This window comes from Microcoleus sp. S13_B4 (genome assembly GCF_036700885.1).
In the GTDB taxonomy this organism is placed as follows: Bacteria; Cyanobacteriota; Cyanobacteriia; order Cyanobacteriales; family Microcoleaceae; genus Microcoleus.
This window is the reverse complement of sequence record NZ_JAUBPU010000048.1, coordinates 32,954-45,629: the sequence shown is the minus strand read 5'-3', so window position 1 is coordinate 45,629 and position 12,676 is coordinate 32,954. Positions and strand designations below refer to the sequence as shown.

Here is a 12,676-nt window from a genome sequence, read left to right as displayed (position 1 = left end):
CAGGGTTTTGACATCACTGTTAGTGGTTGGCAGTATGGCTAATTGAGAATGGTGCAAGATCTCAGTTTTAACCGACTTTCGCTATGAGACAGGGAATTCATTCCCTGTCGGACTGTCGGACTGGGACAAGCAATAAACGCTTAAAGAAACAGTCCCAATCCGCGGCTAACCGCATTTCCCATACGATCGCACAATGACGCGGCCGGCACTCCCTGTCCTTCCTGTTCCCATTTTTCCACGAGTTGGCGGCCCAGGGGCGTGAGGCGAAAACTGTCGGTAATCCCTTGTCCGTCTACTTCCCGCCGCAACACGCCGACTTGGATCAGCCAGAGTAGGGAGTTTTCGGCTACGAGTTCGGATACGGGCGATCGGGTGTAGCCGCTTTCGACACCCGCGTTTGAGGCGATCGCACTTAGGAAAACACTGCTATCGCGGATGGTCTGGAAGAAGTGTAATTGAAATGGGCTGCACCGGACCGCGCGATCGGCTCTTTTTACGGTGCGGCTGGGATAACTAATAGATTTAAACGCTTCGGATGGGATAAAAGTCATTGAGAGAACTTTTGAGTAGGTATTGTGTTTTTAATTGTTACAGATTTAGAGTCAAAGTGGAGTTGTGAAAAGCATACCAAGTTCAGAGGAAGTAGACTAGGCTTATCGAACTTAGAAATAAAGAAAGATTATGCCTTTACGAAAAGTGCCTAAAAAATTATTGCCCAAGTTAACCTCTGTTTTCTTATTGTTATATGTGGCGGCGACACTGCCGTGGTTTACCAATCGTCTCACGTCCTTTGCTTATATTGTTCAAGGGATTGTGCAGAGTGGTCAAAATGCAGAAGATGAAGAGATCGCAGCTTACCGCCAAGCCATCAAAGTTGACCCTCAGTTGGCTTGGGCTTACAACAAACTCGGCAATGCGCTATTTTACAAGTGGAAATTCGATGAAGCGATCGCAGCTTACCGCCAAGCCATCCAAATAGATCCAAGCTATGCCAACGCTTATAAAAATCTGGGTAATGCGCTCTTCTTCCAAAGGAAACCAAAGGAAGCGATCGCAGCTTACCGCCAAGCGATTCAAATAAATCCCAATTATGCCGAAGCTTACAAAGATTTGGGTAATCTGCTGTTTATTGAAGGCAAATCAGATGAAGAGATCGCAACTTACCGCCAAGCACTCAAAGTTAACCCTCAGTGGGCTTGGGCTTACAACAAACTCGGTCGTAAATTCTACGGTCAATCCGAATTCGAGCGAGCTATCGCAGCTTATCGCCAAGCCATCCAAATAGATCCAAATGATGCCGAAGCTTACAAAAATTTGGGGGATGCACTGTCATTCCAAGGCAAACTCGATGCAGCGATCGCAGCTTTCCGCCAAGCCATCCACATAGATCCAAACTATACCGAAGCTTATAACAATCTGGGTAATGCGCTATTCAACCAAGGCCAACCACAGGAAGCGATCGCAGCTTACCGCCAAGCCATCCAAATAGATCCAAACGATGCCGAAGCTTACATAAATTTAGGTTGGATTTTACAGGAACAGGGAAGATTAGACGAGGCGATCGCAGCTTACCGCCAAGCTATTCAACTCAACCTCAAAAAGACCCAAGCGGACAACCATTTCACCGAGAGGATAAGTGCATCCCTCCAAAATATTAGGGTTAATTTATTAATAAAAGAAACCAAGCGGCTCTTAGCTATGCGGAAAAATCCGCAATTTTCCGAAATTCCTGAGCGATTGCCCAGTTTAAAAGATGAACCTTTAGTTTCATTAAAGCGCTCTGTTGTCCGAGTTATTATTAAAAATTCTCCAGAGTTACAGTCGGTTACTGGCTGGGTAGTAAAACGGAAAGGAAACAAAGCTTGGATTGTGACCAAGCGCTTTGTGAAAACGACTGACCCAACTAAGCTCCAGAGTGCTCCTGAAATCGAAGTTGAATTTTATAGTAAACCGACCTCTGGCGAATTCCGCAAGCGGAAACCCGCTAAGATTGCTAAAAATACTGCTGCCTCTGACAAGCTAGATTTAGCTTTACTTGAAGTCACGAACATTCCCAAGGATATTAAGCCTTTAGCCAGATCCTCAGCCTCTGTTCCCCTCAACTCACTTACCCAGATTATTGGATATTCTGACGACACCAATGATGATTGGACAGTTGCAACAGGAAAAGTCCTCAACAAGAGCGAGCGAGAGTTACAAATATCTGCAATTTCACTTATAGTTAATGCTGGCAGTCCCGTATTAGATCGGCAAAATCGCGTTGTTGCCATTGGGGAGGGAAGTCGTTATACCATTAGCATTACTCGATCCCAGAATCAAGAGCCGATTCGACGACCTGCTACTAATACTGCTCTTGCTTTTCCGATCCAATCACTTACAACACAACTGAAAGATTGGGGTATTGATTAGGCAACTGCTGTCCAGTAAAATCGCTAACTCAATCGCTGACTAATAAAGGCAGACTTAACTAATCATCCCCTCATTTTCTGGATCGGTAAACCCAAATTGCCTGAAAATCCGCAACACATAAGTGGGTGACATTTTCCCTGCACCGATATCAATCGGAACAATGCTTTTTCTGCCTTCAATTTCACGCATATACAAACGATGATACCTTTTCTCTTCTCGGTAAAAATGACATCTGTTTTCTTCTTAAATTTTAATTAATGCTTTAGGTTTTAAAGATGGAAGTTTTTTAGGCATAAACTTTCCTTAACTCATAAGTATCTGAGGCGTCGGTATCTTCTAAAGTCAGAAACTCGTGTAATTCATTAATAGAAAGAGGGCTGAGATAAACATCAGACTTTGATTCATAAACTTCGGAAAAGGACTCAATAGCTTGTTTTAGTTTATCAATAGATTGTTCGGGAGTATTCCCTTGTCCCACCCAGCCATTTTCTAAACACAAATAAACCCAATCATCAGCACTTTTTTTGAAAATTACAGTGTATAAATCAATCATATTTTATTGAGAAATTAGTTTTAATGGACTCAGCCAATTTGGAAAACACACTAATAATTTAACACACAGTCGCCGATCGGAGAATTACCACCGCAGAAACACCGGGGCCCCAAAAAGGTATAGAATACTTAGGATGCAGCAATGGATTTACCCACTATGACAGAAGACAAAACATTGACAACCGCTAGCGGAATTCCAGTTGCAGATAACCAGAATTCCTTGACAGCAGGTGAACGCGGGCCTATCCTCATGCAGGATTTTCACCTGATGGAAAAACTTGCTCACTTCAACCGGGAACGCATTCCTGAGCGCGTTGTCCATGCAAAAGGAGCCGCTGCATTTGGCACGTTCACCGTCACCCATGACATTACTCGCTACACCAAAGCTCATATATTCTCAGAAGTTGGCAAAGAAACTCAGGTTCTTCTCCGCTTCTCTACCGTAGGCGGCGAACAAGGTTCAGCGGATGCCGAACGTGACCCCAGAGGTTTTTCGATCAAGTTCTACACCGAAGAAGGCAACTGGGATTTAGTAGGCAATAACACCCCTGTTTTCTTCATCCGCGATCCCCTCAAATTCCCTGATTTAATCCACACCCAAAAGCGCCATCCCCAAACGCATCTCAAAGATGCTGACGCCAAGTGGGATTTCTGGTCGCTGAGTCCAGAAGCTTTGCATCAGGTGACAATTCTGTTTTCCGATCGCGGTACGCCGAAAAACCACCGCCAGATGGACGGTTTTGGCAGCCATACCTTCAGCCTAATCAATGCTCAAGGAGAACGGGTTTGGTGCAAATTCCACTTCAAAACCATGCAAGGTATTGATAATTTCACCGCCGAAGAAGCGACGCAGATAAAAGGCGAAGACCCCGATCATGCGACTCGCGACTTGTTTGAGTCGATCGACCAAGGTAATTATCCCAAGTGGCGGTTTTGCATTCAAGTAATGACCGAGGCCCAAGCCGCAGAGTATCGCGAAAACCCCTTTGACTTGACGAAAGTGTGGAAACACTCAGAGTTTCCGTTAATTGACGTGGGAATTCTTGAACTCAATCGCAATCCACAAAACTTTTTTGCTGAGGTAGAACAGGCGGCATTTTCTCCTTCTAATGTCGTTCCAGGTATTAGCTTCTCTCCAGACAAAGTGCTGCAATCTCGCATCATGTCTTATCCAGATGCTCAACGCTACCGTCTCGGTGCAAACTATCAGCAATTGCCCGTCAATCAACCAAAGTGTCCGGTGATGCACTATCAACGGGATGGCGCAATGGCACCGGGTAACAACGGTGGTAGCGGGCCCAACTACGAACCCAACAGCCACGAGGATGCGCCGAAGCAAAACTGTGTCTATGCTGACCCAGCTTGGGACTTAGGAAATGTCAAAGTCGAGCGCTACGATCACCGTAAGGGAAATGACGATTACACCCAAGCAGGAGACCTCTATCGCTTGATGAAACCCGACGCACAGCAGCGGCTTATCGCTAACATTGTGGAAAGTTTGAGTGCAGCAAAACCGGAGATTCAGATGCGCCAACTCTGCCATTTTTTCCGCGCCGATCCGAATTACGGCCGCCAAGTCGCAGAAGGTTTAGGAATTGCGATCGATCCGTCTATGATGCCCGCTGCAGCTCAACCGGTTGGTATGTAGAACCTACGAACATTCAATAGACATCTGCGATAACTCTCGCTTTTAGCTGACTGCTCGATCCCCCTAAATCCCCCTTAAGAAGGGGGACTTTGAAAAGACTCTTGTCCCCCCCTTATTAAGGGGGGCTAGGGGGGATCGAGCCATAGTCGTCAAACAACATACTGGTACTACGTTTGACGTTAAGTTGACACTAATGGGTACGTACCGTCTCTTTTATATTCCGGTGCAACCGGAATTGATATTAGGGGCGATCGCGATTTTTAGGAATTGTCTCTTGAAAAGGCACAGAACCAAGTAAAATAACTTAAGGAACTGCAATAAAAACCAAGCAAGAGAAACCAAACTATGACATTACCAATTGGCTGTGCCGCTCCTCAATTTACCGCCAAAGACACCAACGGCAAAACCGTCTCGCTCTCCGAATTCGCCGGTAAAACCGTAATCTTGTATTTCTACCCCAAAGATGACACCCCTGGCTGCACCAGACAAGCCCAAAGCTTCAAAGCAGCTTATGAAGAATACAAGGGCAAAGATTTAGTAGTTCTCGGTGTCAGCCGAGACAACGAAGAATCGCACCAAAAGTTCACAGAAAAATACGGTTTGCCTTTTCAGCTATTAGCAGATGTTGATGGCACGATTACTAAAGCTTACGATGTCGAGAAAGGCGATTATGCCAAGCGCGTCACCTTCGTCATCGACGGTACCGGTAAAATCATTCAAGTTTATGAAGGAGAAAATCTGAAAGTTGACTCTCACGCTCAAGATATTCTTGTCACCATAGTTTAGTCGAAATTTAGTCGATCGCACTAACACTCCTGCACGCACCAAACGGCTAAAAACCCGGTTTCTTCCTAGATTGCTCGTTGCTATAAGCAATATTCTCCTAGGAACCGGGTTTTTTTCGTAAGTCCTGACTCAGGAAGTGAGGGGTCAAGGGTACAGGAGGAAGCAACCTACTCGAACTAAATTCTTTCCCTCAAAATCTTGCACCCCAAATCCCCTCAACCAGGCATATATTCGGTTAAGGTGCTTATGGTACGTCTAAAGTTAGATTTGTGGCGCAACTCCCGCCAATAATTAAAAACTTATGCTGTAAAAGGCATTAACCGCCCGTAGGCTGAATCTAGGGGCGATTTTTTCCTGGTTCAGGTCATTGTGTTTGAGAAAATGAGAAGTTATCCTTGCTTTAGCTGAATAATTAAGTAGATAGGGGGATATATAATGACAAACAGCAACCTTATTTTGAGTTACTTAGGCCCACAAGAAATTGAGGTCAATAGAGCCGCTGTCTTAGTTGGCAGTTTTGACAAAAATCTAGTGGTAGCGATTTCAGCAGCAGAAGGCTCAAATGCCCTAAATGTGGGGATAAATCTCTCTAGAGGCATTTGGAACATCAGTTTAGAAAAAGGATTCGATAGCGCAGGAACTCGTACAGTGCAGGTGAGGGCAACTGATAAGACCGGCAAAGTTATCGGCCAACAAACAATTAACATCAAAGTTAATCCTGCTTCTCAGTCACCCGCTCAATTTTTCACCTTAATTACTCTCAGAGATACCGCATTCAAAGCCGGAACACTGCCAGCGAGCAATCTCAACAACCTGCAAAAAGCAGAAATACCAGCAGGTAAAACTTATCAAATTAGCGACTATCAGTTAGAAGACGGACACCTGAATGTTCAACTAAATAATCCAATTAATCCGGTGGGAAAGTCCGGCTTTTTCTACGAAAAACACGTACTTATAACCAAAGGCCCAAAAATCCTCATATTCGATCGCGCCGAGTTGCCCGCCCCGCCGCCTGGAATGCAGTTACTGTGGGTGATAAAAAAGACCTGGTTAAAGCTCAACCCCACAGATTCTGCTACTTTAGGATCAACTCAGAAATTACAATTTAACCCAGGAGAAACTTTCAATATTCTCGGCTACGCTTGCGTGGAAAACCATTTCCGAGTCGCTTTTGCTCGGGCAGTTCCTAACTTAGGAACTTCAGGATTTCTGTACTGGCAGCACGTCCAAATTTTGCGAGACGGCAGGGGAATTGAGTATGATAGAAATGCAGTTACGATGACAATCATCAAAACAACTGTGTTTAAAAAGCGGCCGGTAAATGCGGCTAGCCTGCCACCCCAAGAAAAAATTACCTTGCCGGCGGGAATGATTTACGGGATTGCGGGATTCTCGATCGAACAAAGCCACATAAAAGTCTCGCTGACTGAGAATTTGCCGCAATTTGGCAATACGGGTTTCATTTATCCCGATTTTGTGCAATTCAGCCGCGGTGGCAAATCTTTTAATCCCGCTGTGAATTTAAGTTATCAAGGGCCGTCAGAAGTTTTAGTAAATCAGCCGATCGTCCTTCGGGGTACTTTTGACCGGCAACAAGCAGCAAAAATTGAGGTGATAGCTGAGGATACATTTCCCCTAAGCGTCACGCTAAACCAAGAAGCCAGCACTTGGCAAGTTAATTTGTCTAAAGGATTTAGCATAGCGGGAGCTCGGTGGCTAAGGTTGCGGGCAACTGACAGCAAAGGCAACGTTACTGGTAGCCAAATAATTTACATTGCCGTCAGTTCCGATCCGCTGACTGTCGGACAAGGTTTGACCTTAAAGATACTTTCTGACACTTTGTTTAAGGTAGCGGCGTTTGATTCTTCTCGACTCAACAATCAGCAAAAAATTCTTGTCAAAGCAGGTCAGACTTTCACTGTTAGCAAGTACGGATTTATTGACGGGCATCTCAAGGTGGTTCTGGATTTAGCTATTTCCCCGATCGGCACTTTTGGCTATTTTTACGAACCCGATGTTCAGTTGGCCAAAGGTACGAAAATTCTGAAATTTGACCTTGCCGACGTACCGAATAGCAACGTCAGTGCTCAACTTTTGGTAACTCAAACAACTCAGATTAAAGCTCAACCCGAAGATTCATCGAAACTGCCTGCCGATCAAATTGCTAACCTACTTTTAGGCACCACCTATGCCATCACTGGCTATGCCTGCATTTTGGGGCATTTCCGAGTAACTCTTGCCGAACCTATTCCCGGTTTCGGCAATATCGGGTTTATTTATTGGCAGGACGTTAAAATTAAAAAAGACGGCAAAGAAGTTCCCTTTGACCCCGATGCTTTGACGATGACAATCCTGCAAGCAACTGTGTTTAAAAAACGGCCGGTAGATGCTGCTAGCCTGAGCAGTACCGAGAAAACTACGCTGCCTTTAGGTCGAGTTTACGGCGTGAACAGCTACGGTGCGGAAGCATCTCACCTGAAAGTTTCTTTGACTGAAGAACTGCCGAATTTTGGCAATACAGGTTATGTTTTTTCTAGTTTTGTTCAGTTCAAGCGGGGAAATAAAATTTTCGATCCGGTTCCGAACAATGTGGAATTGAACGTGCCGTATTTTTCGCAGCGGGACAATCCGCGTTTTGATTGGTCTACTTGCAACGTAACTGCGATCGCAATGGTGCTTTATTATTACGGCCTTCGTTCTGAGGGGGGCGGACAGTTGGAGGATGAGTTGTTGCAGTGGTGTTTCGATTATGCCGGTCAGGGTTCTCAAACCGATCACAACGTGCTTTCGGCACTGATTGAGGCCTACGGGTTTAAGACGAGTTTTAGTACGACTCGCACGTGGGCAGAAGTGCGATCGGAATTGCTGAACCGACGGCCAGTAGTTTTAGCGGGAGATTTTACTGCTGCTGGTCACATTATCACTTTAATTGGCTACAATTCTCAGGGTTATATAGTGCAAGATCCTTGGGGAGATGCACTCACCGGTTACAGCGATACTGAGGGGAGAAAGTTGATGTATCCCTACAGTTACGTCAATCAAGTTGCTGGACCAGATGGGAATGTTTGGGCCCATTTTATCTCTCGATAGTCTACTCTAATGTTGGCAATTTGTGAGGCACTACGCCTATTCGTCAGGTGTGCATAACAGCTATTCGTAAGGTACTTAATGCACACCCTACCTAACTTAGGAAATCTTGCGCTTAATTTTGCGTTTTGCTGCGCCAATACCTAAAAAGCTTAATCCTAGTAAAGTACCAAAACACGTAGAAGGTTCGGGTACAGCCTCAAAAGATCCTTGAATAGCGATCGCATCGTTAGCGCACTCGGCAAAAAAGTTAGCAATATAGTTCGCCGAAGGCATTGAGGATTTATTGAAACTGAATCCAATTGTTTGAGAACCTACTGCATTAAATTGAGTGAAATTAAGACCTAGAGCGTTCAAAGTTGCTGGCGTTAAAAAATTTATTTCTCCTACTTTTGTACCCGTAGCTATTGAGTTGAGAATAGTGGAGTTTCCTGTTTGTTGAAAATAGGGGTCTATGGCAGCTAAATCGCCCATTGATGGGGTTCCACCTTGAGATGCAACTACCGTATTGAATTGGTTTAAATTGCTAAACCCAGAGTTAGTTTGGGTGACATTTTTCGCGGTAACATCCCTGTAAACGCCTGTTGTAGCCACGCCGGAGTCATTTCCGGCGGCAAAGCGGATACCAAACAAGTTGCCGTTTGCGTTAGCTGTATTGAAGTTTTGACCGGAAAAATTGAAGAATAAATCGCCGTAGTTGATGTTGCCTCTTTGAGCTAGTGGGTCGGCAGATCCTGCTAAACTTAGATTGGAGTTGATGGCGATGAAAGCTGTATCTGATGTTTCTTTGATGGCGATGCCGTAAAATTCAAATTCCCCGCCGCCGATTTGGGGCCCTGTCACGCCGTCGTTGAAGGAATCGATCGCATAATTCCAGCCGTTAGATAGCGTGGCTGCTGTAGCTTTTTGTTGCTGTATTGCGAAAAGGGCACAGAAAATAGCCACTGAGTAAGTCCAGTGGATGCTGTTTTTAGCAATGGATTTCATAAAATGCTCCCTGGGAATCATTGTTAAATTGTTAAGTCTGCTCGCTCGACTATTTTTAATTTTTAGTAAATCATACCTTCGGGCCGAATTTCTTAAATTTTTGCTACAGATTTGGTCTGGCTACATCCTATCAACTAGATTGGTTAAAATAACCAACTCATGCCAGTACCTAAATAAAAGACTTACGCAGGCACACTATTATAGTGGGGCTGCATAAGCCCTGTAGCTGCAAATAAACCGACTACTGGGTTTGGGGGGTTTAGAACACCAATAAACTGGCTCCTAGTCCAGATATAGGCGGTAGCCGCCTCTACAAGAGCTTATGGTTTTTTCATGCAGAGCGACTTAATTGATTTTTTATTAATTACCAATTAATTTTGACAAGAGGGGGCGTGATGTGGTAGATGCCGAGGCCTAATTCTATTAATAATTCGATTGTTTGATTAATAATTTTCATAAATTGTATTTCATCCCCAGCCCTGTTCAATAATTATAACTATGTTGGTTGGGATGACTTCATTCCTCAAACTTTTCAAATGCCGATCGCGCACAACAATTTTACTAATTTTACCCTAAGCGTTCAACCCAACAGGCTCTTAATTGAGCGTCAAAACTGTGAATCACCACTTTTTCTGTAAGTGTCGGCCAAAGCGAGAATTGGAGAATCAAAAAAAATCATACGGCAAGAACGATCGCACGTTTTTAGAACACCCAAGAAACTTCCTGCCCTACATCCGCAGCAGGCATCGTGGGTTCCTTCTAACTCGCGCGGTGGTTTCTGCACTCTTATGCGCTGCATAAATCAATCAAATTTTTAAATGCTGTTAATATGTCGCCGACAGTTCGTTGACTATCTTGACTCTTCCCTTGATCACAGAACGCAGCAGGCGGTTGATCGAATGTCTCTGTTCCTCGTCGAGAGAGTCGTCCAAAACAGCGGCCATCAAACCGTAGCGATCGGCTAAAGTTAAACTGCCCGTATCGGTAACAGAGGCAAGCATTTCGGAAATAGCGCCGGGGATAAGTTGAACTAAAAGCATGACACGTTCCCTGAATTCGATACTCGTATCATCTCTCGTTCTCCGAAAATTAATAGTGACGCTGGCATAGCACATAACGTGATGTTTTGAGGCAAATTGTGTGACAGCGACCGCTCTAATGTTGTGACGATCTCGTTTTAAGTCTGCGATCGCACTCACAACATTAATCTTAGATATTCCAATTTCCCCCTCTTGCGTCCTAAATCTAAAGATTTAGAGAGATTTTTCGGTTTTGGGGGTGTCTTTACCCATTACCCATGTATAAAACGCATCAGGTCTATGCGAAATATTCATAAAACTCAATATTTTGTAAAAATAGCTACGAATATTTACAATCGTGGGCTTTACATTAGCTCATAACCAAGGTGCATCGAAACGTAGCGATCGACCGAATCATCGGTAGCAACTATAACTATAAATAGTTTGGCGACGTTCGAGCCAGCGCCCTGTCAAGCTCAAGTTTACAGAAGACCAACCATGCTTAAAAGAAATTCCATCTAGTAACTAAATATACAGTTTTAAATCCATACAGTCACTAAGGTTAGCAGGAAACACACACTTTATGCTCCAAGTCAATACCTCCCCACACCAGCCAGCAGCGAGGGTAAACCGATGACCCAAACAGTAGAACCCAAAGCCCAAGCGAGCCTGAATAAGTTTGAAAAACTCAAAGCCGAAAAAGATGGCTTAGCATTAAAAGCCGAACTCGACCACTTCGCCGCGATCGGCTGGGAAGCAATGGACGAAACCGATCGCGAGCACCGCCTCAAATGGCTCGGCATCTTCTTTCGGCCAGTCACTCCCGGCAAATTCATGATGCGGCTGCGCTTGCCCAATGGCATCATCACTAGCAATCAAACCAGAACGCTAGGAGAAATTGTACAGCGCTACGGGGACGATGGCAGCGCCGACATCACCACCAGACAAAACCTGCAATTGCGGGGAATTCGCATCGAAGACTTGCCCGACATCTTCCGCCGCCTCAAAGAAGCGGGCATGACCAGCATCCAGTCTGGTATGGACAACGTGCGTAACATCACGGGTTCCCCAGTCGCAGGGCTCGACGCCGACGAACTGATAGATACGCGGGAACTGGCGAACCAAGTCCAAGATTTGATTACGAACAGCGGCGAAGGCAACCCCGCGTTTTCAAATTTGCCACGAAAGTTTAATATTGCGATCGCAGGCTGTCGCGACAACTCAGTCCACGCAGAAATCAACGACATCGCCTTCGTACCCGCTTACAAAGACGGCAACATCGGCTTTAACGTTTTAGTCGGCGGCTTCTTCTCCGCCAAACGCTGCGAAGCTGCAATTCCTCTCAACGCATGGGCAAGTCCCACCGATGTTGTAGATTTGTGCAAAGCAATTTTAACTGTGTTTCGCGATCAAGGCCCGAGAGCAAACCGCCAAAAATCCCGGCTGATGTGGCTGATTGACGAACTCGGAATCGAACAATTCCGAGCCGCAGTCGAACAAGAATTAGGTCGCACTTTGCCCGCCGCCGCGCCCAAAGATGAAATCACCTGGGACAAACGCGACCACATCGGCATCTACCCCCAAAAACAATCAGGGCTCAACTATGTAGGGCTGCACGTTCCCGTCGGACGGCTGCAGGCATCGGATTTATTCGATTTTGCCAGAATCGCCGAGGTTTACGGCAGCGGCGAGATCAGGCTCACTGTCGAAGAAAACGTGATTATTCCTAACGTTCCCGATTCGCGGATTGAATCGCTGGTCAAAGAACCGCTGTTGCAGCGTTTTTCCATCGACCCCGCACCGCTGACGCGAGCCTTGGTTTCCTGCACCGGCGCTAAGTTTTGCAACTTCGCCCTCATCGAAACCAAAAGCCGATCCGTGGCAATGATTGAGGAACTCGAAGCCGAACTGTCAGTTCCCAAACCGGTCAGAATTCACTGGACGGGTTGCCCCAATTCCTGCGGTCAACCCCAGGTAGCAGACATCGGTTTGATGGGAACAAAAGTTCGCAAGAACGGCAAAACCCTCGAAGGTGTAGACATTTACATGGGAGGCACAGTCGGCAAAGACGCTCATTTGGGTACTTGCGTCCAAAAAAGCATCCCTTGCGAAGACCTCAAACCAGTGCTGCGCCAACTGTTAGTCGATAACTTCGGGGCTGTTCCCAATCAATCTCAAGAAGATGTAG

At 45.5% G+C, this 12,676-nt stretch carries 9 protein-coding genes and 1 pseudogene; 5 read left to right on the top strand and 5 right to left on the bottom strand.

Annotation, left to right across the window (positions count from 1 at the left end; genetic code table 11):
* Nucleotides 1-140: 140 nt before the first annotated feature.
* Nucleotides 141-551, bottom strand: coding sequence for an Npun_F0494 family protein (locus QT994_RS20805; RefSeq protein ID WP_333177719.1), 411 nt, complete (start codon nt 549-551; stop codon nt 141-143).
* Nucleotides 552-681: 130 nt separating this feature from the next.
* On the opposite strand from QT994_RS20805, the gene QT994_RS20800 reads away from it, so the two are divergent.
* Nucleotides 682-2,409, top strand: a complete 1,728-nt coding sequence (locus tag QT994_RS20800) for a tetratricopeptide repeat protein (protein ID WP_333177715.1) — start codon at nt 682-684, stop codon at nt 2,407-2,409.
* A gap of 54 nt (nt 2,410-2,463) precedes the next feature.
* On the opposite strand, the gene QT994_RS20795 is transcribed toward QT994_RS20800, so the two are convergent.
* Nucleotides 2,464-2,598 (bottom strand): hypothetical protein, encoded by a 135-nt coding sequence (locus QT994_RS20795; RefSeq protein WP_333177713.1) that lies wholly within the window; start codon nt 2,596-2,598, stop codon nt 2,464-2,466.
* 97 nt (nt 2,599-2,695) lie between these two features.
* Nucleotides 2,696-2,962, bottom strand: coding sequence for a hypothetical protein (locus QT994_RS20790; protein WP_333177711.1), 267 nt, complete (start codon nt 2,960-2,962; stop codon nt 2,696-2,698).
* A 141-nt stretch (nt 2,963-3,103) separates the two neighbouring features.
* Here QT994_RS20790 and QT994_RS20785 point away from each other — a divergent pair, with 141 nt between their 5' ends.
* The 3 genes from QT994_RS20785 (at nt 3,104) to QT994_RS20775 (ending at nt 8,485) form a co-directional block, all read left to right on the top strand.
* Entirely contained in the window at nt 3,104-4,609 is a 1,506-nt protein-coding gene (locus QT994_RS20785) for a catalase (RefSeq protein WP_333177709.1), read from the top strand.
* Nucleotides 4,610-4,954: 345 nt separating this feature from the next.
* Nucleotides 4,955-5,395, top strand: a complete 441-nt coding sequence (locus tag QT994_RS20780; protein ID WP_333044785.1) for a peroxiredoxin — start codon at nt 4,955-4,957, stop codon at nt 5,393-5,395.
* Nucleotides 5,396-5,830: 435 nt separating this feature from the next.
* Nucleotides 5,831-8,485 carry a C39 family peptidase gene (locus QT994_RS20775; protein ID WP_333177706.1) on the top strand — a complete coding sequence of 885 codons (2,655 nt, stop codon included), beginning with the start codon at nt 5,831-5,833 and terminating at the stop codon, nt 8,483-8,485.
* Nucleotides 8,486-8,581: 96 nt separating this feature from the next.
* Here the strand turns inward: QT994_RS20775 and QT994_RS20770 are convergent, their stop codons facing one another.
* Together QT994_RS20770 and QT994_RS20765 are read right to left on the bottom strand one after the other, a co-directional pair.
* Nucleotides 8,582-9,469: an XDD3 family exosortase-dependent surface protein gene (locus QT994_RS20770; protein WP_333177705.1), complete on the bottom strand. Its 888-nt coding sequence runs from the start codon at nt 9,467-9,469 to the stop codon at nt 8,582-8,584.
* Between the two features lie 824 nt (nt 9,470-10,293).
* Nucleotides 10,294-10,509 carry a hypothetical protein gene (locus QT994_RS20765; RefSeq protein ID WP_333044780.1) on the bottom strand — a complete coding sequence of 72 codons (216 nt, stop codon included), beginning with the start codon at nt 10,507-10,509 and terminating at the stop codon, nt 10,294-10,296.
* Between the two features lie 612 nt (nt 10,510-11,121).
* On the opposite strand from QT994_RS20765, the pseudogene QT994_RS20760 reads away from it, so the two are divergent.
* Nucleotides 11,122-12,657 (top strand): annotated as a pseudogene (locus QT994_RS20760) (ferredoxin--nitrite reductase); the annotation flags it as partial.
* Nucleotides 12,658-12,676 lie beyond the last annotated feature (19 nt).